Below are 22,980 nucleotides of genomic sequence, written 5' to 3'. Positions count from 1 at the left end.
CAGCTCAGGGTTAAAATAGCTGGGATTTTTTCTATATGCCATGCTCATGCTGAATAAACTTGCTGGACTATTTACAGGTTCAGGACTGCTTAAAAGTTCAAAACCTTCTCCTGAACAGCTGTATCTTCAAGAAAACAATATCCAGTTTGATCCGGAACAAGGCTATATTGTGGACGGAATCGTGGTCAATCAGCTGTCTGAACGTTTGGCTTATTTTTCCAATCGCAAATTGAACAACTTTGATGATTTAAAAACCCTATATTTTACTGCCATTCTGATTAATGAAAAAATTGATCTGGAAATTGCCAGTCAGCGTTTTGTTGCACGTTTGGGTAATACTGAAGAAAACCTGTTACAGTTCAAGCAGATCATTCAGAAACTGAATGATTACTATCGTAATTTCCTGCGCGAAAAATAATTGGACAAAGACTTATGTGCTCGGCATCTAAAAGGATTTAGATGCGATCATTTGCTGTATATAAAAATAACTCAACCAAGAAAAAACCCATGTTAATATACGGTCCATGTCATTTAGACCAAAAGCTATATACATGTTCCAACAAGAAATTTCTCAACTCCATCTGCAACAGTTAAAAGCAGGCGAAAAACGCTGGGTCGGTAATTTACAAGGCTCATCTGCCGCTTTACTCTTCAAAGAAATTGCCACACAAAGCAAGCAATTATTCATTTTGGTGGCCAAAAATAATCAGCATTTGGGACAGTTGGAAAGTGAACTGGAATTTTACGGGATTAAACCGACGATTTTCCCGGATTGGGAAATTTTGCCTTATGACCGTTTGTCTCCCCATCAGGATATTGTGTCAGAGCGGCTTTCCATTTTATCCAATATGCCGAAGCAGGGCGTGCTGCTTTTATCTGCATCAACTTTGGCACAGCGTGTTGCACCGGCTTCATGGGTATTGGGCGAACATTTTGATATTCAAGTGGGACAGAAATTTGAACTGGAACAGCAAAAACTGCGTCTGATTCAGGCCGGTTATCATCTGGTCGATACCGTTTATGATCATGGTGAATTTGCTGTGCGTGGCAGCATTATGGATATTTACGCGTCCGGTCAAAGTGCACCCATTCGTATTGATCTGTTTGATGATGAAATTGAAAGCTTAAAGTTTTTTGATCCTGAAACTCAAAGAACAACCCAAACGCTACAACAGTTTTCTGTATTACCTGCCAAGGAGTTTCCGCTTAAAGAAGGACGCGCCACTTTCCGTGACCGTTATGCGGAAAAATTTCCCACAGCAAATCCGAAGAAAAATCCAATCTATCAAGATGCATTAGAAGGTATTGCCTCACCAGGACTGGAGTTTTATTTTCCCTTATTCTTTAGTAAAGAGGCGATGCAAACGCAAAGTACCCTCATGGCGTACTTACCTAAGAATGGCATTGTCATTACAGATAAGCATCTGGAGGAAGGGTTAACCAGTTTCTGGAAAGATGTGCTGCATCGTTATGAAGACCGCCGTCATAATGTCGAGCAGCCTATTTTGCCGCCGGAAGACATCTTTTTGCAGCCGAATCAGGTGCTGGAACAGCTGAATCAGTTTGCCAGAATTATTGCCTCAACAGAAACATTCGCTGAAAAAAGCGGTGTGATTAATTTCAATACGGAAATTCCACCGCGCTTACCAGTAGATCCAAAACAGGAAAAACCGTTTTCTGCGGTTAAAAAATATATTGATGCTGCCAATCATCCAGTCCTGCTGGTGGCTGAAAGTGCTGGCCGTCGTGAAACACTCAAGGATGCCTTGCGTCCAGCGCTGGGAGACATTCCCAATGTTGAAAATTATGCACAATTCAGAAGCTCTTTACATGCTATAGCCATTACCAGTGCACCGTTGGATCGGGGTCTGGTCATTCCTGATCAGCTTACCATCATCTCGGAAAACCAGCTCTATGAACATCGGGTGGTGCAGCGCCGCCGCAAGCGTCAGCAAGAAGTATCCGAAGAATTCCTGATTCGCAGTTTAACTGAACTGAGTATTGGTGCACCTGTGGTGCATATCGATCATGGTGTGGGACGTTATGCTGGCCTAGTCACTTTAAGTATTGACGACCAGGAACATGAATTTTTACAGCTGGATTATGCTGATGCTGCCAAGGTCTATGTTCCGGTCACCAATCTGCATTTAATCAGCCGTTATAGCGGCGGCGATCCGGATTTGGCCCCCTTGCATAAACTGGGAACTGATGCCTGGAGCAAGGCAAAACGTAAAGCGCTGGAGCAAATCCATGATGTTGCTGCTGAACTGCTGCATATTCAGGCACGCCGTCACTCTAAACCCGGTTTTAGCTTTGAACTGGAACAAAGTCCATATATGCAGTTTGCCAGCGGCTTTGCCTATGAAGAAACCTTGGATCAGGCCAATGCCATTGAAGCAACTTTGCACGACATGCAGCTGGCCAAACCGATGGATCGTCTGGTATGTGGCGATGTTGGTTTTGGTAAAACTGAAGTGGCGATGCGGGCAGCATTTGTTGCGGTACAAAACAACAAGCAGGTGGCTGTTTTGGTTCCCACCACCTTGCTGGCACAGCAGCATTATGAATCGTTTAAAGACCGTTTTGCCGACTGGCCGATCCGTATTGAAGTGCTGTCACGGTTTGGTTCAAGCAAATCCCATAGTAAAACCATTGAAGACCTGGCTGATGGTAAAGTCGATATTGTGATTGGTACGCATAAAATTTTGCAGCAGAATATCCAGTTTAAAAATCTGGGCCTGATGATTGTCGATGAAGAGCATCGTTTTGGGGTACGTGATAAAGAACGTATTAAAGCCATGCGTGCAGATGTCGATATGCTGACTCTCACCGCGACGCCAATTCCACGAACTTTAAATATGGCCTTTAGCGGGATGCGCGACCTTTCGATTATCGCTACACCGCCTGCACGTCGTCTGGCTGTGAAAACCTTTGTACAGGAACAGACCAGTGAGTCGGTTAAAGAAGCCATTCTGCGTGAATTGCTGCGCGGTGGACAGGTATATTTCCTGCATAATGAAGTGGATACCATTGAGCGCACTGCTGAAAATATTCGTGAACTGGTGCCTGAGGCCCGGGTGGCGGTTGCTCATGGCCAAATGCGGGAACGTGAACTGGAGCAGGTGATGCAGCAGTTCTATCATAAAGAATACAATGTGCTGGTCTGTTCAACCATTATTGAAACCGGGATTGACGTTCCCAATGCTAATACCATTTTAATTGAACGCGCTGATAAGCTGGGACTTGCCCAGTTGCACCAATTACGGGGCCGTGTCGGACGTTCACACCATCAAGCTTATGCCTACTTGCTGGTACCTTCAATCAAGGGGTTAAAGGGAGATGCAGAGAAACGTCTGGATGCGATTCAGCGCGCATCGAATTTAGGGGCCGGTTTCATGCTGGCGACGGAAGATCTGGAAATTCGTGGAGCTGGCGAGCTTTTAGGTGAGCAACAAAGTGGCTCCATGCAAGCGATTGGTTATAGCCTGTATATGGAAATGCTGGAAAAGGCCACCAAAGCCATCCAAAAAGGCAAAACCCCGAATTTCGATGCACCATTGTCCCTGATTGCGGAAATCAATCTACATATGCCAGCCTTGATTCCAGATGAATATCTGGGAGATGTGCATCAGCGCCTATTGTTCTATAAACGCATCAGTAATACCGATACCCAGGAAAAACTCGATAATATCCGCATGGAGCTGATTGACCGGTTTGGTGTGCCACCGCAGCCAGTGAAGCAGTTATTTGCTGTGCATCAGATTCGTTTGAAAGCTGAGCAGCTGGGCATTACCAAAATTGATATCAGTGCTAACGGTGGTCATATTGAATTTTCACCAGAAACACCAGTACAGGCCATCAGTATTATTCAAATGATGCAAAAACATCCGACCTTTTTCCGCATGGATGGCGGGCAACGCCTGAAAGTCATGGTCATGCTGGAAGATTATCAAAAACGTATCCAATTTATTATCGATTTATTGGACAGTTTATTGAAAGAAATTCATTGATTTGACAGGGAGTGCATAAGATTTATGCACTCGCTTTGCAATTTGTGCAGATTTTAAAAAATCGTGAGATGAAGCGCTTGATTTTTTAAAGAAATTTATTAAATTCGTGAATGTTCATGCGTTCATTGCAAATAGTGGTTTATTTGTAATGAAACACATTGCATAGAATATTCACGCCCCATTGGATGTGATAGTATTAGCCATCATTCTAATTTTGCATAATTTATAAAGATATGTTTAGTTTGCATCCACAACTTGCTCAAGATACTTTTTTTGTAGGCGACTTTCCACTGTCAACATGTCGTTTAATGAATGATATGCAATTTCCGTGGCTCATATTAATTCCACGCGTGCCGGGCGTGAGCGAATTATATGAATTAAGTCAGGCTGACCAGGAACAGTTCCTGCGTGAATCGAGCTGGTTATCGAGTCAGCTTGCACGCGTATTCCGCGCAGACAAAATGAATGTGGCCGCTCTTGGGAATATGGTTCCACAATTGCATTTTCATCATGTCGTGCGCTATCAAAATGACGTGGCTTGGCCAAAACCAGTATGGGGTACTCCAGCTATTCCTTATACCAATGAAGTTCTTGCACATATGCGTCAAACCTTGATGCTCGCATTGCGTGGTCAGGGTGATATGCCATTTGACTGGCGTATGGATTAATTCCAAGCCATTGAAAGCCATAGTATGGAATTTATGGTGTCAAGACTCGAATCAGGAGTGATTGAGTGTCATTAGACGACTGGATTAGAAAAGAACCCAGACAATTTGAATATTTCCATCGTTTGATGGGATATATGATGTTGTCTTTACTCGTTACTGTCTACCATTACACGGCTTCTGACACCCAATACCAGATTTATATTCCTTTTTTCCTGTTGTTCATTTTTCTGATTACGCCGAGATTATCGACCTGGCTGCAGTATCGTTATAATTCCAATATAAAACGCAGTGTCTTGTTTATTACCGATGTAGTTGTTATTTCGGTTATTTTATCTGCTATTCATTTAAACCTGGTTCTGACTTTCATTTCACTGTTTGTCATTTTATATACCGCAATCACCAACAAGATTTCTTTTTTAGCTGTGTCATTGGCAAGCCTGATTGGAATCGCAAATTTTTATCTGTGTAATATTCTGATTTTTGGTTTTGGTGAGTATTTTGAACAAACCACTGGTGAGTTAACCGTTTTAGGTTTTATCTGTTTAATTACTTTTTTTGGTGTGGGTAGTTTTTATCAAAGCAGCCAGATTCAACATATCAGTAATCGTCGAACCTATTATTACGATCAAATGAATCGTTATATGGAGTTCGCAAATCAGCTGAGCCGATATGCACCTGTGCAGTTGTGGCAATCGATCATGAAAGGTGAGTCGGAAGCCAAAATTGAATACAAACGTAAGAAAATGACCATTTTCTTTTCAGATATTCAAGGTTTTACCGAACTTTCAGAAACGCTTATTCCAGATGATTTGGCATTCCTGCTCAATGACTATTTAAGTCATATGACTGAAATTGCCAAGCAGTATGAAGCGACTGTCGACAAGTTTATGGGTGATGCGATCCTGATTTTCTTTGGTGATCCAATCTCGCAAGGGGTGGAGCAAGATGCCAAAACTTGTCTAGACATGGCAATTGATATGCGTCAACAAATGAAACTGCTGCGTGAACGCTGGATCAAGATGGGCTATCCGGCTTTGCATATCCGTATGGGGATTAGTACTGGTTATTGTCACGTAGGGAACTATGGCGCAGCACATCGTATGGCATATACCATTGTTGGACGTGATGCCAATCTGGCAGCACGGCTGCAAAGTGCAGCAGCAGTCGATGAAATCCTGATTTCAGATGAAACCTATAATTTAATTAAAAATGACTATTTATGTGCGCCGAAAAAACCTATTACGCTTAAAGGGATTCACGGTCCGGTAAAGACCTGGCAAGTTATGGAAAAATATACCTCGCGTAAATTGGATTATCAGCGCTGGTTTGATTATGAGTACAAGGGTTTCCATTTGTTGCTGAATCTGGATGAGGTTCAAAATTATGAATATCCAGAGTTGATCCAAGTTTTGGAAAAGATGATTAAGCGGATTCAAAAACAGCAAAAATTGACCAACTCAGAAGGTATTGTTCGACTCAATCTGGAAGATGTGATTGAAGATGAGAAGGACGAGCAATACCACTAAAAATCATGATTGAGATGATGTTTACAGATAAAAAAACCACGCGATTGCGTGGTTTTTTATGAGCGAAAATCTTAATGATTTTCTGAGGCGTGATTGATGGTATATTTGGGAATTTCGACTTCCAAATCTTCATCGACAATTTTCACTTGGCATGAAAGGCGTGAATCCGGTTCCAGACCCCAGGCACGATCTAGTAAATCTGCTTCTACATCTGTCATTTCTTCGAGGCTGTCAAAACCTTTGCGAACTACGACATGACAGGTGGTACAAGCACAAGACATATCACATGCATGTTCAATCTTGATACCATTTTTTAACAGGCTTTCGCACAGGTTGGCATCCTGTTCAACTTCGAACTCGGCACCATTAGGGCAAATTTGCGCATGTGGAAGAACTTTAATACGTGGCATAATTTTTTCCTGTTTATTGGTCCGAGTTTGACCAGTCATCAAGTTTAGTGCCTTTCAAAGCTGCATCAATATGTTGGTTCATGCGTGCAGCAGCAAAAGCATCACTGTGTATTTTAAGCTGTTCTACAGCTTGTTCAATCGCTTTAATATCGGTGGTTTCGAGTTGAGCCTCAAGTTGAGCTTTGGCTTGATTTAACGATACTAACTGTTCAGCAGTTAATAGCTGGGCATCCACTTTTAGGGCTTGTTCCAGTGCTTCCAGCTCACGTTTTGCTTCAACCTTGGTTTCTTGCAAATGACGAAGATGTTTATCTTCTTCCGCATATTTGAAGCCATCAATCAGTAAGCGTTCGGTATCGGCATCAGATAAACCATAAGAAGGTTTAATGTCGATTTGAGCATGTACACCAGACGTGGTTTCCTTGGCAGCAACAGTTAACAGGCCATCGGCATCAACCTGAAAAGTGACTTCAATACGTGCCTGACCGGCAGTCATTGGCGGAATGCCATGCAAGACAAAGCGACCCAAACTACGGCAGTGTTCCACCAGATCACGTTCACCTTGTACCACATGAATCAACATGGCAGTCTGGCCATCCTGATAAGTAGTGAATTCCTGACGACGCGCCACAGGAATGGCCGTATTGCGTGAGATTAAACGCTCCACCAGACCACCCATGGTTTCCAGACCGAGTGATAAAGGGGTAACGTCTAATAACAATGAACCATCTTTGGAGTTGCCAATGAGCTGATTCGCTGTAATAGAGGCACCAATTGCGACCACCTCGTCCGGGTTGATGGTGCATAGCGGTTCCTGATTGAAGACTTCACGAACAGCCTTTTGCACCGCATAAGAGCGAGTAGAACCACCTACAAGCACGACATTTTTAATGTCATCCAGTTCAAGTTTGGCATCACGCATCACGCGTTTACATACGCTGATGGTTTTGTCTAAAGCAACTTTAATGATGTCTTCAAATGTAGCACGGTCTAAAGTCAGAGCCTGATCTAAAACTTTCAGTTCAACTGACTCGGCATCTGACAAGGCTTCTTTTGCTTTACGTGCAGAAACAATAAAATGTGCATATTCGGCATCATCTAAGGTTTCAATATTCAGTTGTTTTTTAGCCCATTTCACAATTAGGCGATCCAGGTCATCACCACCTAAAGCAGTATGTCCGCCAGTCGCTAAAACTTCGAATACACCTTGGGAAAAACGCAGGATAGATACGTCAAAAGTACCGCCACCCAGGTCATAAATCACATAATTTTGATCGTGAGCGAGATTGGTTTCTTGGTCTAGGCCATAAGCCACAGCCGCAGCAGTAGGCTCATTCAGTAGACGTAAAACATTTAAACCGGCCAGTTGGGCAGCATCACGTGTTGCCTGACGTTGTGCCTCATCAAAATAGGCTGGAACAGTGATTACCGCACCATTCACTTCATTTTTTAAACTGTCTTCAGCACGGTCTTTCAGCTGTTTTAGAATTTCTGCAGAAATCTCGACAGGAGTTTTACGGCCTTGTGCAGTTTCAAAAGCAGGCATCTGATTGTCTTCACCCACCAAAGTGTAAGGGTGCTGGAATTTGATGTCTGTTTTCGAGCGTCCCATAAAACGTTTCACGGAGACAATGGTGTTTTTAGGATCTGTAGTAGTAAACGGCTTGGCTTCATCACCATAATGGGTGGTGTTATGGCTGTAGTGAACAATAGAGGGAAGTAACACTCGGCCTTGTTCGTCGTTCAGAACTTTAGCTTTACCGGAAAGTACTGTGGCAACCAATGAATGCGTAGTACCCAAGTCGATACCAATTGCTATGCGGTGTTCATGCGGTGCACTTGATTGACCGGGTTCTGCAATTTGCAAGAGAGCCATTGTGTTACATCCTTAGAACTAAAAATTAAAAAATAAAATTAAAGCGAATTAAAAATCATCATCTAAATCAAAGCTGTCATCATCCAGAAAACGATCTTCAGCCTTGTCGATGTCAGCCATGACTTTAACAAAGAAACGCAATTTGCGAACGGTATCGCGAGCTTCGCCCCAGTCTTCATCTTCATAGTCGATTTTGAATTCACGGACCAAACCGTCAATCCATTGCTGAACTTCATGCTTTAATGAAGTCAGTTCCTCAGCTGATGCAGCTTCATTCAGCTGTTCACGAATTTCCAGTGCAGACTGTAAAAACTCGAAATCCCCAATCGATTGATCCAGATGATAATCTTGTTTTTTAAGACTCAAGAGATAAGCAGCGCGGCTATCAACATTGGATAAAGCCTTAAATGCTTGGTTGATCTCGCTTGATTTAATCAGGGCCTGATCTTTGTCTTCGGCTTTATCAGGATGATATTGTTGCTGCAACTTTAAAAATTCATTTTTTAATGCTGCCAAATCAATATCGAGTGCTACAGGGAGGTTGAACAGCTCAAAATGATTCATGGGAGATTGGATCCGCGATAGATATGCAAAAGTGACTGCTGTAAATGCAATTAAAACAGTGCATTTTACACTGTTTTAATCACAAAAAGAGAGGGAGTGGTGTGGTTAAACGGTGAAAGATTCACCACAGCCACATTCGCCTTTTTTATTCGGGTTGTTAAATTCGAAGCCTTCATTGAGACCGTTTTTCACGTAGTCCATCTCCATACCTTCAAGATAAACCAGGCTTTTCGGGTCAACAAAAACTTTAACACCAAACTGCTCGAACATCTGGTCATGGGTATCGATTTCATCGACGAATTCGAGTACATAAGCCAAACCAGAACAGCCTGAAGTTTTCACCCCAACGCGAATGCCTTCACCCTTACCGCGATTCTTTAGGTAATTGCTGATATGAGTTGCAGCATTTTCAGTTAAATGGATCATGAAAACTCCGTTAATCTTTGATCAAAAACTCGAAACACTTAAGCTTTTGTTTTTTTGCTGCGATAGTCTTCAACAGCAGCTTTAATCGCGTCTTCAGCCAGTACAGAACAGTGTACTTTTACTGGAGGTAAAGCAAGCTCGTTAGCAATATCAATATTTTTGATCGCCTGAGCTTCGTCCAGAGTTTTACCTTTTAGCCATTCAGTCACAAGCGAGCTAGATGCAATCGCAGAACCACAACCATAAGTTTTAAAGCGTGCTTCTTCAATCACACCGTCATCATTCACCTGAATCTGAAGACGCATGACATCACCACAAGCCGGTGCACCTACCATACCTGTACCAACATTTTCAGCATTTTTGTCTAAAACGCCAACATTACGAGGGTTTTCGTAATGATCAATTACTTTTTCGCTATAAGCCATGATGCTTCTCCAAACCTCGGGGTCAGCCTTAAGATTAATATGGGGATGAAATTACGTTTATCAATGAGATAGCTTTAAATTTTAAAGCTATCTCCATGTCATGAATCAGTGTTCAGCCCATTCAACAGTGGAAAGGTCGATACCTTCTTTATACATATCCCAAAGCGGAGAAAGTTCACGTAATTTCTCAACAGCAGCTTTAGTGATTTCAAGAACGTGATCGATATCCTCTTCAGTGGTATATTTACCGAAGCTGAAACGGATTGAACTGTGAGCAAGTTCGTCAGAAAGACCGAGCGCACGAAGTACGTAAGATGGCTCAAGTGTTGCAGAAGTACATGCTGAACCAGAAGATACAGCTGCATCTTTCAATGCCATCATCAATGATTCGCCTTCAACAAAGTTAAAGCTGACATTCAGATAGTTTGCAACGTTGTAAGTAGGATGACCGTTTAAGAATACTTGTTCCAGACCTTGTAAACCGTTCCATAATTTATCACGGAGGATACGTAAACGGGCTTGTTCAGCTTCCAGATTTTTGCCTGCAAGTTCAAATGCTTCACCCATACCTACGATTTGGTGGGTTGCAAGTGTACCTGAGCGCATACCTCGTTCATGACCGCCACCATGCATTTGCGCTTTAAGGCGTACACGTGGTGACCGACGAACGAATAACGCACCGATACCTTTAGGGCCATAAATTTTGTGAGCAGAGAAACTCATTAAATCAACTTTTAAAGTTGAAAGATCAATCTCTACTTTACCTGCAGCTTGAGCCGCATCAACGTGGAAGAAAATTTTCTTGGCACGGGTAATTTCACCGATAGCTGCAATGTCAGTGATGGTACCAATTTCGTTGTTGACCATCATCAGGGAAACAAGAATGGTATCTGGACGAATAGCTGCTTCAACCATCTCAGGCGTAATTAAACCTGTTTGTGGTTGTGGCTCAAGATAGGTGATTTCAAAACCTTCTTCTTCTAATTCACGGCAAGTATCTAAAATTGCTTTGTGTTCAATTTTACTGGTGATGATGTGTTTGCCTTTAGACGCGTAAAACTGAGCCACACCTTTGAGTGCCAGGTTATCAGATTCTGTGGCACCTGAAGTCCAAACAATCTCGCGTGGATCTGCTTTGACCAAGTTCGCAACTTGTTCACGTGCATATTCTACTTTTTCTTCAGCCTGCCAACCGTAAGCATGAGAACGAGATGCAGCATTACCGAAAGTACCGTCGAAAGTTAAGCACTCCATCATGCGTTCTGCAACTTGAGGGTCTACAGGAGTGGTTGCTGCATAATCAAGATAAATCGGACGTTTCATGTCAAATACCTGTAACCGATAAAAGGGCTGAATCAAATGATGCTGTATTTTGGCGAATGGAAACGGTTTGAACGTTGTCTCGTGCGACCAGGTCAGCAAGGCTGATTTTTGCTAAATAATCGGCAATGTGGTGAGAGAGTTCTTGCCATAAATCATGAGTCAAGCACATTGCACCATTCTGGCAGTTACCTTTATGATCACAACGTGTTGCATCAACTGCTTCGTTTACAGCTTCAATAATTTCTAATACTGTGATTTCTTCAGCGCTACGAGCCAGGTGATAACCACCGTTGGCCCCACGAACACTAGAAACTAAGCCGTGGCGCTTTAATTTCGCAAATAACTGCTCAAGATAAGCAACAGAAATACTTTGACGAGCTGCAATTTCAGCAAGCGTAATCGTTTGTTCAGTTGGCTGCAAAGCTAAATCAAGTAGAGCAGTCACTGCGTAACGACCGCGAGTAGTAAGACGCATGATTCGATACACATATTAAGACTAGATGAGTTGATTTTATGAATCCTGACTAAAATAGTCAAGTTTTTTATTGGTCTTTAAATTATTTTGTTTTATAGGAAAATTATATGTTTAAACAATCCAGTAATTATATACTAATAACGCTACTAATAGCACGATAATTAGACTAAAAGTGACATTCACTCTTTTTTGTTTTTGTTGCATACGTCGAATGCGATTCTTATATTGTTTGACTTCTACCTCTAAGGTATTGATCTTTGAACGTTGCTGGTCAATTTTTTCTAATAGGGGAGCAATACGCTTTTTGGAAGAAATAACTTCCTGTCCATCAGCGGGTTGGCTGAGCCACTGTTTCCAGTCGGATAAAACTTTTGGAAAGCTGAACAGCAAGCTTAAATCTCGAAACTCATCTTTTAAGGTGCTGTCACCATCAATACGCATTTTTTTTATACTGCGGCGATTGGCAAAGACAAATACTTTAATTAAATCCATGAGGGTAGTGCGGATATCCAGATCGACTACTTTCTCGGGAGCTTTGCTGTCAAAGAGTATGCCTTGTTCAGTGAAAACAACATAAAAATCGAAATAAGGCAAATAGCTGTTAATTTTAATGGTGATTTTTTGGTCTATAAATTTTTTAGCCTGCAAGCCAACGACCCGATCATGTTTTAAGATGAAGGTAAAGATTGTTTCTAAGACAATCATGGTCATTGTGAGCAACAAATGCGGTTGATTCTGACCTTGTTGCGATTCACTCATAAAACTTAATCCTTACCTGAAAGGAGCATCCCATGCTCGAAAATGTATTTCAGGACTTATAACAAATATATTAATCTTGCTTTGTAGAACAGTTTAGCAAATCGATCAAGTATTTAATTTGCTATTATAGCTGTATTTTTTGAGTAATTATATTTAAGTTGTATAGAAAGTAGGCTAGGAGATGGCAGGTATGCATAAATCAAAAACAGATCAAGAGATTGATCAACTAAAAAATGAAAATCCTGATAAAACAAAGAATAAATTACGTTCAGGCCGTAAGTCGGGTCTGGATTTTCGTAAATATACTCAACAAATATGGCTTGCGGGTTTGGGTGCTTTTTCACGTGCAGAAGAGGAAGGAAACAAACTCTTTGACTCTTTAGTCAAGGTGGGGGAGGAGCTGGAATCTAAGACCACTGAAATTGCCGATCAAACCGTAGAAAAAGTCTCGGAAAAAGCCAAAGAATCGGTCAATGATACCAAAGATAAGGTTGAAAAATTGCTCGACCATAGTGTTAACCATTCTTTAAACAGAATTGGTTTGGTCACGGTAAAAGATATTCAACATTTAGAAAGTCTCATATTACAATTACATAATAAGGTCGATTGTCTTATTGAAGAAAATAAAATACTCAAGGCACAAATATTAAAAAAATGAAACTTTTTGGCTTTTTCTGCATTTTTCAACAATTTTTTTCGCAATTATTTTCTAGAAAAGCCTATTCAGAGTATTGCGTTTTGCCCCAAAGCATTGATATAAAGGTGTTATGGAATCCTTAGACCTTAAATAAACGATATTAAGAGGACGTAATCTTCATGAATAAATCAGAATTAATCGATGCAATTGCAGAGAAAGGGGGATTGTCTAAGACTGATGCAGGTAAAGCCTTAGATGCAACTATTGCTTCAATTACTGAAGCACTTAAATCTGGTGATACTGTTACACTTGTTGGTTTTGGTACATTTAACGTTAAAGAACGTGCGGCACGTACAGGTCGTAACCCGCAAACTGGTGCAGCTTTAGAAATTAAAGCAAGCAAAGTACCAAGCTTTAAAGCAGGTAAAGGTTTAAAAGATTCTGTAGCTTAATCTTTTTGAAAGCCTATCAACGCGCCCTATATGGCGCGTTTTTTATTAATAATGCCGATTTACAGTCTGAACGCATTCATTCAAAGCAGGTTTTCGGGTAAAATCGCCCACAAATAAAATATTGGAATACTTATGGAATCTTTTCGTAAAGTTATTAAAGGTTGGTTGGGCAAAGCTTTGCTCATTTTGTTTTTGACCCCTTTAGCACTTGTAGGTATTGAAGGATATTTTAGCGGTGGAAAATCTGAAGACACGGCAAAATTGGTCAATGGCCAAGAAATTTCTAAAAAAGAATTAGAATCGCTGAGCAAAACATTTAAAGAACAATACCTGGCTTATGCCAATGGCGACGAAACTTTACTGAATCAATCTTTTATCGAAAATAAGGCGATGGAGAGTCTGGTTGCTCGTACCTTATTATTACAACAAGCGGAAGAGTTGGGTATTTCTTTGAGTGATGCACAAATTGAACAAATGATTGCCCAGCAACCGAGCTTTCAGGAAAGCGGTAAGTTTTCTGAAGCCTTATATTCAAATTATTTACGTTCAGTGGGTATGACCAGTCAGGCTCTGATTGCAAACTTGCGTAAAGACCATGCCTTAAAAATGGTGACGTCAACATTTATGGATTATGCATTGGTGAGCAAGCTTGATATTCAACAAATTGCCAATTTGCAAACTGAACAACGCACCTTGCATCTTGCCAGCATTAAACTGGATGAATACAAGAAAAATATCAAAGTCACACCTCAAGATATTGCTGCTTACTACAACAAGCATCAAAATGCATTTAAGCAGGTAGCCAGTGTGGACGTTGATTATGTTGTGCTCACACCAGCCAATGTTGCACCAGCGAATACTCAAGTGACAGATGCTGAATTGCAGCAAGCTTATAGTGCATTTGTTGATGCACAAAAGAAAAATGCTCAGCCATTGGTAAAACATATTTTAATTACCGTAGATACCCGTTCAGATGCTGAAGCGAAAAAATTGGCCACTGAAGTCGCTGCGAAAATTAAAGCAGGTATGTCTTTTGCCCAAGCGGCGGCACAGTATTCAGATGATACTGAATCGAAGACCAAGGGTGGTGTGGTAGAAGCTTATGCCAAAGGTGTGTTTGGTGATGCATTCGATCTAACTGTTGCTTCTTTAAAACCAGCCCAAGTTTCAGCACCGGTTAAAACCCAGTATGGTTATCATTTAATTGAAACAGAAGCAGCCGCTTTGAAGTTACCTTCATTTGAAACTGAAAAACCACGCCTGTTAGCAGAGTTGCAAAAGAACAAAACTGCGAATTCATTTTCAGATGCTGTAAATAGCCTGAATGAGTTGGTTGTAGGTAGCGATGCGCTGGATGTGGTGGTTCAGGAAGTTAAGGGTGTGACAGTTCAATCTGTGAAAGGTATGACCCTCTCTACACAGCATCCTGTACTGAGTGATGCCAATGTCAAAGTTAAGCTGTTTAATGATGATGTGAAAAATGGTGATCGCAATGCTTCTAGCAGCATTCAAATGGCAAATGGTAATACCGTTTGGGTGAAAGTGCGTAACTATCATGCAGCTGGAGTACAGACTTTGGCTGAAGCAACGCCACGTGTAAAAGCCAAACTGATTGAACAAAAAGCAGTTGATGCAGCTAAAGCGAAAATCCAGACAGCATTGAATAACTTTAAATCGCAACCGGCTGCTAGCGCTTTGGCACAAAGTCAGATTGCTTTTGAAAGTGCCGGTGTATTTACGCGTTCACAAGGTCTAAAACGTGAGATTGAACGTGCGGCATTCAGTGTTCCTACACCGAAAGCAGGAATGTGGTCGGTCACCACAGCTGCATTGCCTAATGAATTGGTGGTAGTGGCTGTGTCAAATGTGAATAAGGCTACTTCGAATGCATTAACCAATGGACAATTGGGTGAATTGTCCAAGCTGTATCAGCAGCTTCGCGGTCAGCAGGAACTGGATGATTACACGCAATATCTAAAATCACATGCGAAGATTAAGTAATCTTAAGTGAAATAAAAAAACCTGCATGAACGCAGGTTTTTTTATGGCTGAATTTAAAGTTATTCAGCACGGATTTTTAGTTCATAGCCTGAATATTTGCGGATATTAATGACACCGGTATCCAAGATTAGATATTGTCCTTTAATGCCCAGTAATTTGCCACGAATAATCGGTGTTTTATCCAGATTGTGCGACTTGATTTTTTCAGGATATTGCTCGACTGGATAGACAAACTCGCGTGGCAGCTCATCTTCCATGACTTCAATCGTTTCATTGAACTCGAGGTTCTGATTAAATTCATCACGAATGGTCTGAATTTTCGGTGCAAATTCTTCCAGTAGCTGTTCACGTACCTCAATTAAATTGAGCGGTTCAGCTTCGCCTTTTAGCAGTTTACGCCAATCGGTTTTGTCCGCCACCTGTGTTCCAAACATAATTTCCAGTTGGCCTGAGAGACGGCGCGAACCCACTTTCATAATGGGTAATGCCTGTGTTGCCCCCTGATCCAGCCAGCGTGTTGGCATTTGTCCAAGACGGGTAATGCCGACTTTTAATGCGCTTGAATTGGCCAGATAAACAATATGGGGCTGGAAACAGACCTCTTTGGCAAAGCTGTCTTCACGGCAAGTCCCGAGGTGATAATGACAGGTTTCCGGTTTCATAATACACATGTCACAAGACGCTTTGGTTTTGAAACATTTAAAGCAATGACCCTGCGAAAAGGATTTGCTGGTTTTGCTACCACAAGATACACAATAGATATTACCGGTCCATTCAATCTCAATTTCTTGGCCTAAATTGAATGGTAGATCAACTTCTGAACGATCTAGAATAAATTTATATTCAACATTTGCCTTGTGTGTATGTTGATCAGTTACACTAAGGTCCTTAAGACCTGCATGCATTTTATGGCAAATGCCTTGTAGTTCCATACAAAATACTCTCTTCAATAATAAGGATGCAGTTATGGCTGAACAAAATGTCATCACTTCAATGCTAGACGATTTATCCAACGAACAGCCTATCCAAACTGCATTATGTATTGGTCAAAATCTTGCGCAATACGACAATAATCAATCAATTCAATGGCACTATTTTAACGTAACTGAGTTTTTAAATCTGCCTTTTACCCGGCGATATGATCTGGGTTTTGTAGTGATGGATTCACAAGAGCTGGCGGTACTTTCTGATGTGCAGAAGTCTCAGCTGTTAGTGAGATTGCGAGACCTGATGGCAAAACGAATTGTTGTGGTGAGCCGGTTGCAAGATGAAAAATTATTGCGCGCTTTGGGCTTTACCCAGCTCATTGATAAAACCCGTCATGACAGTGATTTTGCATTGTGGCAATTCAATATTTTAACGTATAAGCATGTGCCTGACTGGTTTAACTCCAAATTCTGGGCAAATCCTGAAAACTGGAATAAATTTCGCTGGTAATGTATGGACTTTGATTCTTGCAAATCTTAACAGCAGGAGGAGAGAGTTAGTCGCTATGAGCGAATTCTAATGATTTAATGTCCAATTTGACGCTAGGGTAAGCCAAGATTATTGTGAATTTTCCATGTTAAATAAATTATTGGATTTGGAAATTTTTTTAGCAATATAGTGGGACTTCTTTAGACGGATTAAAATAATCTGCGATTGGAATTCCAGTTCGCCAAATTCAGGCTCGACCTGGACATAATGTAATTGACCAAAACTGTCTCGTACCCGTGCTTGTGCGGAAAATCCCGGACGTGCATTGCCACTGGAAATGGTCGCCAAACGTCCCAGCAGACTGACCTGTTGTTTAGTAAGCGTTGGCTTGATGACCTGGTCAAGACAATGAATCATAAATACAGTGAAAAACACCGCAATGATCAGTGCCGGGATCATCAGATAATAAGCAGGCAAGAATGCCTTCTGCTGTGCAAATACACAAAGTTGCAGAAAATAGCCTGCGAAACTGAAGTTCATCAGTAAAAACACCACAATCAGTGTTTTGGAGAATTTGACATTGAGTAGAGGGGAGTCGGTAAGTTTCTTTGGATAAAGGGTTTTTAGAAACTCAGTCGGACGAATATTAAAGTAATAGCCAATGGTTTCTGCCATGCTGAGTAAAATTAAAGCCAGTAAACTTAAATGAAACGGGATTAAGTTATAGTTTTGTAGAAACTCTAGCATGGCAAATTCCATAAGTTTTATTCTTCTTTCAGGTAAATTCCACCATCAGAATGCACATTAATCTTTACTTTTTCAAGTGATTGCCCTAAGCAGGGACCAGAAATACATTCACCGGTTTCAACCAGAAACAGGGCTCCATGAGTGGAGCATTCAATATATTCCTGATCACGGTCTAAAAACTGGTTTTCCAGAAATTCCAGTTCGACCTGTAAGTGAGGGCAGAGATTCTGATAGGCATAGAATGAACCATCACGCTGGGTAATGAAAATCGTGTCACCATTTGGCGTTTCGTATGAACGTGCTTCACGTTCAGGAATCTCTTCCATCATGGCAATTTTAATCATTATGCACATTCCTTGTGGAAGTTATTTAATAATTCTGCATAACTTTCTACACTCAGGCGTGGTCCAAATTGTGAAACCACTTCACTTGAAATCAAGATTGATAATTCAGCAGCCACTTTAAGGTTTAAACCTGCATTGAGTGCATACAGAAACGCACCTGCAAAGGCATCACCGGCGCCATTGGCATCTACCGCGGTTACCTTGCGGCCGGGAACTTTCAGGATTTGCTCAGAATCGGAAATCAAAGCACCTTCAGCTGATAATGTAATGACAGTGTATTTGCTTTTTAATTGCAATTTAGCCAAAGCTGCTTCAATTGAATCAGTTTCCGTATACATTAAAGCTTCATGATAATTACAAAGCAATAAATCGACACCATCATCCAAAAGTTCATCCAGCCCTTGACGTGCATATTGCACCATTGCTGGGTCAGAAAGGGTCAAGGCAATTTTTACTCCATGTGCTTTTGCAATTTCACGGGCTTGTTTAACCGCTTGTCTTGCAGTGTCGCTAGTGGACAAATAGCCTTCAATATACAGCCATTTTGCAGTTTTTAAGGGTTCAAAATCGATTTGTGCTTCACTCAGTTCAGCGGTAATACCAAGGTAAGTTTGCATGGTACGTTCAGAATCCGGACTCACCAGAACCATACAGGTTCCAGTCACGCCCTCACTGACGGATTGTGCTGCAGTTTGAATGCCGGCATCATTTAAGCCTTTCAGGTAAATCTGACCAAGTTCGTCGTTACCCACGCGGCAAGCATAAAAGGCTGTGCTGCCTAAAGCACTAAATGCAACGGTGGTATTTGCAGCAGATCCACCTGATGCTTGACCTTTGTATACTTGCGTTTCTTTTAAATTATTATATAAATTTGCTTGCGTTTCACCATCAGTCAACTGCATAGTGCCTTTTTGCAAATTCTGTTGAATCAGGAAATCGTCAGAGACTTTAAATTCTTGGTCGATTAATGCATTACCAATTGCAAAAAGATCAACAGTTGTCATGTCTTTCATTCACATTTAAATTAAAACGTTAAGTTTACACCAATGCTCATGATTGCTGTAGATTGATGAATAAAATTCAATATAGAGTCAATTTATTCGTTCAAAATACTATATAGGACAGAATAAGGAAGGTTAGATGAATATCACGATTGATAAAGCTGAGCAATTACCTGAACAAATCAAGGAATTAGCCAAGCAGGCACAGAAAGAAGGATTTCAGTTTGTTGATCGATTGATTGAAGAGTTCGAAAGTGGCAAGAACCGGTTTGATCAACCGGGTGAATTTCTGTTGTTGGGCTATGATGATGACAAGCTTGTGGCTTGTGGCGGTTTAAACCAGCAGTGGAATGAAAATGAAATTGATGCGCGTATTGGGCGGGTGCGTCGTTTTTATGTATTACCTAAATACCGCAAGCATGGTGTGGGCAAGCAACTGTTACAACAGCTGGAAAAAGAGGCACGTGCCAACTTTTCAGCATTGTGCCTGAATACAGATACTAAAAATGCAGCGCATTTTTATCAAAAGCAAAACTATGTGTTTGTAGAAAATCATCCTAACTACAGTTATTTCAAATATTTGATCTAGTTTTTATTTTCACTTATGACACCGTTAAGTCTGAGTAGGCTTGATGGTGTCATAATGAAGTTATTTTTTAAATGCTATTCATTATTCAGATATCAGTCTAAATTGATAATTAAAAATTATTTCAACTTAATCTCTTGTTTATTGCATTCATCGCTTTGTTTTCGACTATTTTTTGAATACCTGTCTGACCCTCATCTTGAATTCACTTTTGATAAAGTTACATTAAAAAATTCCGAAATCTGATTGAAATATTCCGTGATTTAAAATGGACCAAAATGCTTGGAATTTGGTAACTGTACAAATCCAAATAGTGCAATATTCAGGTATAATCAAAACCATCTTATAAATATTTAAATGTTGGAGATCACATGACTGTAGATGTCACTGAAACCATTTCTCAAACTGTTCATCCTGCGTTTCAGTTGATACGTCAACACCATGTTGAAGCCCTAGATATTCGGGTGTCTGAATATAAGCATAAAGCCACTGGTGCTATACATTATCATCTGGCCAGTGATCTGGATGAAAATGTCTTTCTGGTGGCGTTTCGTACCCAGCCCATGGATTCAAAAGGTGAGGCGCATATTTTAGAACATACTGCGCTTTGTGGTTCGGAAAAATTTCCGGTCCGTGACCCATTCTTTCTGATGATTCGTCGTTCGCTCAATACCTTTATGAATGCGTTTACTTCAGCAGACTGGACCGCCTATCCTTTTGCCACGCAAAATAAAAAAGACTTCCAGAACCTGCTGGAAGTGTATCTGGATGCTGCTTTTGCTGCCAATTTAAACGAACTTGATTTTGCTCAGGAAGGTATTCGCATTGAGCTGGAAAATGGCGAACCGGTTTATAAAGGCGTGGTCTTTAATGAAATGAAAGGGGCAATGAGTTCTCCTTCAGATCAGCTTTATCATCAATTGGCGCATCATTTATTCCCGCATACTACCTATCATTACAATTCCGGTGGCGATCCTAAAAATATTCCGGATTTAACTTACCCTGAGTTGGTTGATTTCTATAAGTCACATTACCATCCAAGTAATGCGGTATTTATGACTTTTGGCAATGAATCGGCTTATTACTTGCAGGAACAATTTGAAACTTTAGCCTTGTCTAAATTTGAAAAAGGTCAAACCTTACATTCAACACCCGAAACCCGTTTAACTGCACCGCTTGAAGTCACAGAAAGTTATGCTGTAGATGCAGAAGACCTGAAGGATAAAACCTATCACGTGATTTCATGGCTGTTGCCGCAAGCCAGTGATATTAAATTACGCTTGGGGATGCGTCTGGTTGAAGGTATTTTGCTGGAAGATTCAGCTTCGCCATTACGTCATTATCTGGAAACCTGTGGTTATGCCCAGTCTACCGGTCCAATTATGGGTGTGGATGATTCCAACTTTGAAATGACCTTCTTTTGTGGCGTACAGGGTTCAAATCCTGAACATGCCCAGGAATTTAAAGACGGTGTGTTTAAGGTTCTTGAAGAAGTTGCTTCGAAACCGGTTGATGCCGAAATGGTGGATGCGATTTTGCATCAAATCGAATTACATCAGCGTGAAATCAATGGCGATGGCATGCCGTACGGTTTAAGCCTGATTTTAAACGGTTTAAGCAGCGTCATTCATCACAGCGATCCGATTCAGGTCTGGGATGTAGACACGGCGATTGAACAGGTCAAAAAAGAACTTAAAGACCCAATGTGGTTGTCCAACCTGATTAAAGAATATCTGCTGGATAATCCGCATCGTGTACAGATGACTTTGCTGCCGGATGCAACCAAGTCGGCAAGAGAAGCTGAAGCGGAAAAAGCGCGTCTGGCTGAAATTGGTGCCCAACTGACGGATGAGCAAAAAGCAGAAATTCTCAAGCAAACCGAAGCATTAAAAGTCCGTCAGGATACGCCGGATGATTTGAACCTATTACCGAAAGTCGGTCTGGAAGACGTTCCTGCGGACTTGCACATCGTACAAGGTCAATTGCGTGAAATTATCAGCAATAATTTAGACACGCCTTTGAATCTGTATCATGCCGGAACCAATGGCATTTACTATCAACAGGTGTTGGTAAAAATTCCAGATCAGGTGGTTCAGTCGCCATATTTCAATTTACTTTCAATTTTGCTGGGTGAAGTCGGTGCGGGTGAATACGACTATCTGGAACTGCAACAACTGCAAACTGCAGTGAGTGGTGGCGTGGGGATGGGGGCATCTCTACGTTCAAAATATGATGATAAAAACAAGATTAGCGCATGGCTTACGTTGACTACCAAATCGCTGGTGAATAATTTTGAAGCTATCCGCCTGTTGAAACTGGCATTTGAACAACTACGTTTTGATGAAAAAGACCGTATTATTGAATTATTGCAACAGCGTAAAACCCGTTGGAATTCACGTATTTCCGGTTCGGGTCATAGTTATGCCATGCAAATTGCCGGACGTAACCACAGTGCTTTAGCACAACGTGACTATCAAAATACCGGTCTGGGTGCGCTGAACTGGTTAGGTGATTTGGTAAGTAAAATTGAAAGCGATGAAGCTGCTTATGATGCATTAATTGCGGAATTAAAAGCCATTCATCGTTTACTTTTACAGGCACCAAAACAATTCTTGCTGGTGTGTGAAGAACATCAGTCCGATCGTTTGATTGAAGAAGTGCAAGACGTTTGGGACAAGTTAGCTATTGATAAAAGTCCGGTAGAATTAACTCAAATCATCACAGAAAATAGCAATAATGACGAAGCTTGGCTGATTCAAGCCAATGTTCAATTCTGTGCTGCTGCTTATGCTGCAGTAGAGGTTTCTCATCCAGATGCTGCACCTCTCATGGTCTTGGCTGCTTATTTGCGTAATGGCTTCTTGCATAGTGCAATTCGTGAAAAAGGCGGGGCGTACGGCGGTGGAGCAAGCTACGATGGCAATGCCTGTTCGTTCCGTTTTTATAGCTATCGTGATCCACGTTTGGCAGAAACTTTTAAAGATTTTGACGCCAGTCTTGACTGGTTGCTGAATACAGAACACAAACCGCATCAACTGGAAGAAGCAATCTTGGGCTTAATTGCAAGCATGGATAAACCGGGTTCTCCTGCCGGGGAAGCCATTACTGCCTGCTATGCATTATTGCATGCACGTACACCTGCAGTGCGCAAGCAATTACGTGCACGTTTACTTGCTGTAACTCTGGATGATTTAAAACGGGTTGCAGAACAATATTTGGTTCAGCAAAAACCGGTCAAGGCTGTGGTTGCACCCGTAGCTAAGCGTGAAGCGCTGCTTGAACTTGGTTTTGATATTAAGCAAGTGAACTAAAGATATCATTTGAGGTAAAACCC

22 protein-coding genes are annotated in these 22,980 nt (G+C 41.3%); 10 read left to right on the top strand and 12 right to left on the bottom strand.

The genetic code is table 11. The features are described 5' to 3' along the window. Positions 1-46: 46 nt before the first annotated feature. From FTT83_RS05270 to FTT83_RS05255, 4 genes are all read left to right on the top strand, one after another. The gene (locus FTT83_RS05270) at positions 47-418 is read left to right on the top strand and encodes a hypothetical protein (RefSeq protein WP_180043350.1); all 372 of its coding nucleotides are present in this window, start codon (positions 47-49) and stop codon (positions 416-418) included. A 133-nt stretch (positions 419-551) separates the two neighbouring features. Further along, positions 552-4,010 carry a transcription-repair coupling factor gene (mfd, locus tag FTT83_RS05265; protein ID WP_180176320.1) on the top strand — a complete coding sequence of 1,153 codons (3,459 nt, stop codon included), beginning with the start codon at positions 552-554 and terminating at the stop codon, positions 4,008-4,010. A 233-nt stretch (positions 4,011-4,243) separates the two neighbouring features. Continuing rightward, on the top strand, positions 4,244-4,678 hold the full coding sequence (locus tag FTT83_RS05260) for an HIT domain-containing protein (RefSeq protein WP_086196353.1): 435 nt from the start codon (positions 4,244-4,246) through the stop codon (positions 4,676-4,678). Positions 4,679-4,743: 65 nt separating this feature from the next. Continuing rightward, the gene (locus FTT83_RS05255; RefSeq protein WP_180043345.1) at positions 4,744-6,204 is read left to right on the top strand and encodes an adenylate/guanylate cyclase domain-containing protein; all 1,461 of its coding nucleotides are present in this window, start codon (positions 4,744-4,746) and stop codon (positions 6,202-6,204) included. A gap of 71 nt (positions 6,205-6,275) precedes the next feature. Here FTT83_RS05255 and fdx read toward each other — a convergent pair whose 3' ends face one another. The 8 genes from fdx to FTT83_RS05215 form a co-directional block, all read right to left on the bottom strand. Further along, positions 6,276-6,614, bottom strand: a complete 339-nt coding sequence (gene fdx / locus FTT83_RS05250) for an ISC system 2Fe-2S type ferredoxin (RefSeq protein ID WP_086174266.1) — start codon at positions 6,612-6,614, stop codon at positions 6,276-6,278. Between the two features lie 13 nt (positions 6,615-6,627). Beyond that, positions 6,628-8,490, bottom strand: coding sequence for a Fe-S protein assembly chaperone HscA (gene hscA / locus FTT83_RS05245; RefSeq protein ID WP_180043343.1), 1,863 nt, complete (start codon positions 8,488-8,490; stop codon positions 6,628-6,630). Positions 8,491-8,538: 48 nt separating this feature from the next. Then, entirely contained in the window at positions 8,539-9,054 is a 516-nt protein-coding gene (gene hscB / locus FTT83_RS05240; protein ID WP_180176319.1) for a Fe-S protein assembly co-chaperone HscB, read from the bottom strand. Between the two features lie 105 nt (positions 9,055-9,159). Then, positions 9,160-9,480: an iron-sulfur cluster assembly protein IscA gene (gene iscA / locus FTT83_RS05235; protein WP_180043340.1), complete on the bottom strand. Its 321-nt coding sequence runs from the start codon at positions 9,478-9,480 to the stop codon at positions 9,160-9,162. 38 nt (positions 9,481-9,518) lie between these two features. Further along, a complete protein-coding gene (iscU, locus tag FTT83_RS05230) occupies positions 9,519-9,905 on the bottom strand; it encodes a Fe-S cluster assembly scaffold IscU (RefSeq protein WP_180043338.1) in 387 nt (128 codons plus the stop codon). Positions 9,906-10,010: 105 nt separating this feature from the next. After that, complete coding sequence (locus tag FTT83_RS05225) at positions 10,011-11,228, bottom strand: IscS subfamily cysteine desulfurase (RefSeq protein ID WP_086196348.1); 1,218 nt, start codon at positions 11,226-11,228, stop codon at positions 10,011-10,013. 1 nt (position 11,229) lies between these two features. After that, positions 11,230-11,703, bottom strand: coding sequence for an Rrf2 family transcriptional regulator (locus FTT83_RS05220; protein ID WP_180043337.1), 474 nt, complete (start codon positions 11,701-11,703; stop codon positions 11,230-11,232). A gap of 111 nt (positions 11,704-11,814) precedes the next feature. After that, positions 11,815-12,462 carry a hypothetical protein gene (locus tag FTT83_RS05215; RefSeq protein ID WP_180043335.1) on the bottom strand — a complete coding sequence of 216 codons (648 nt, stop codon included), beginning with the start codon at positions 12,460-12,462 and terminating at the stop codon, positions 11,815-11,817. 190 nt (positions 12,463-12,652) lie between these two features. Between FTT83_RS05215 and FTT83_RS05210 the strand changes: the two genes are divergently transcribed. The 3 genes from FTT83_RS05210 (at position 12,653) to FTT83_RS05200 (ending at position 15,552) form a co-directional block, all read left to right on the top strand. Next, a complete protein-coding gene (locus tag FTT83_RS05210) occupies positions 12,653-13,120 on the top strand; it encodes a phasin family protein (protein WP_180043333.1) in 468 nt (155 codons plus the stop codon). Positions 13,121-13,278: 158 nt separating this feature from the next. Then, the gene (locus tag FTT83_RS05205; RefSeq protein ID WP_004651791.1) at positions 13,279-13,551 is read left to right on the top strand and encodes an HU family DNA-binding protein; all 273 of its coding nucleotides are present in this window, start codon (positions 13,279-13,281) and stop codon (positions 13,549-13,551) included. A 132-nt stretch (positions 13,552-13,683) separates the two neighbouring features. After that, positions 13,684-15,552 carry a SurA N-terminal domain-containing protein gene (locus FTT83_RS05200; protein WP_180176318.1) on the top strand — a complete coding sequence of 623 codons (1,869 nt, stop codon included), beginning with the start codon at positions 13,684-13,686 and terminating at the stop codon, positions 15,550-15,552. Between the two features lie 59 nt (positions 15,553-15,611). Here the strand turns inward: FTT83_RS05200 and FTT83_RS05195 are convergent, their stop codons facing one another. Continuing rightward, positions 15,612-16,484 (bottom strand): DUF2797 domain-containing protein, encoded by an 873-nt coding sequence (locus FTT83_RS05195; RefSeq protein ID WP_180043329.1) that lies wholly within the window; start codon positions 16,482-16,484, stop codon positions 15,612-15,614. Between the two features lie 34 nt (positions 16,485-16,518). Here FTT83_RS05195 and FTT83_RS05190 point away from each other — a divergent pair, with 34 nt between their 5' ends. Next, positions 16,519-16,989, top strand: coding sequence for a DUF6231 family protein (locus FTT83_RS05190; protein ID WP_180043327.1), 471 nt, complete (start codon positions 16,519-16,521; stop codon positions 16,987-16,989). 108 nt (positions 16,990-17,097) lie between these two features. On the opposite strand, the gene FTT83_RS05185 is transcribed toward FTT83_RS05190, so the two are convergent. Genes FTT83_RS05185 through FTT83_RS05175 form a run of 3 tightly spaced genes read right to left on the bottom strand, consistent with a single transcriptional unit; the run spans position 17,098 to position 19,063 of the window. Further along, positions 17,098-17,715 carry an OB-fold-containig protein gene (locus FTT83_RS05185; RefSeq protein WP_180081609.1) on the bottom strand — a complete coding sequence of 206 codons (618 nt, stop codon included), beginning with the start codon at positions 17,713-17,715 and terminating at the stop codon, positions 17,098-17,100. A 17-nt stretch (positions 17,716-17,732) separates the two neighbouring features. Beyond that, a complete protein-coding gene (locus tag FTT83_RS05180) occupies positions 17,733-18,044 on the bottom strand; it encodes a Rieske (2Fe-2S) protein (RefSeq protein ID WP_171521995.1) in 312 nt (103 codons plus the stop codon). A 14-nt stretch (positions 18,045-18,058) separates the two neighbouring features. Continuing rightward, a complete protein-coding gene (locus FTT83_RS05175) occupies positions 18,059-19,063 on the bottom strand; it encodes an adenosine kinase (RefSeq protein WP_180176317.1) in 1,005 nt (334 codons plus the stop codon). A 136-nt stretch (positions 19,064-19,199) separates the two neighbouring features. Between FTT83_RS05175 and FTT83_RS05170 the strand changes: the two genes are divergently transcribed. Next, positions 19,200-19,649, top strand: coding sequence for a GNAT family N-acetyltransferase (locus tag FTT83_RS05170; protein ID WP_086196340.1), 450 nt, complete (start codon positions 19,200-19,202; stop codon positions 19,647-19,649). A gap of 368 nt (positions 19,650-20,017) precedes the next feature. Then, positions 20,018-22,957: an insulinase family protein gene (locus FTT83_RS05165; protein WP_180176316.1), complete on the top strand. Its 2,940-nt coding sequence runs from the start codon at positions 20,018-20,020 to the stop codon at positions 22,955-22,957. Positions 22,958-22,980 lie beyond the last annotated feature (23 nt).

Origin of the sequence: Acinetobacter sp. YH01018, from assembly GCF_013420295.1 — a bacterium.
Classification (GTDB): Bacteria; Pseudomonadota; Gammaproteobacteria; order Pseudomonadales; family Moraxellaceae; genus Acinetobacter.
This window is presented reverse-complemented; position numbering and strand designations above follow the sequence as displayed.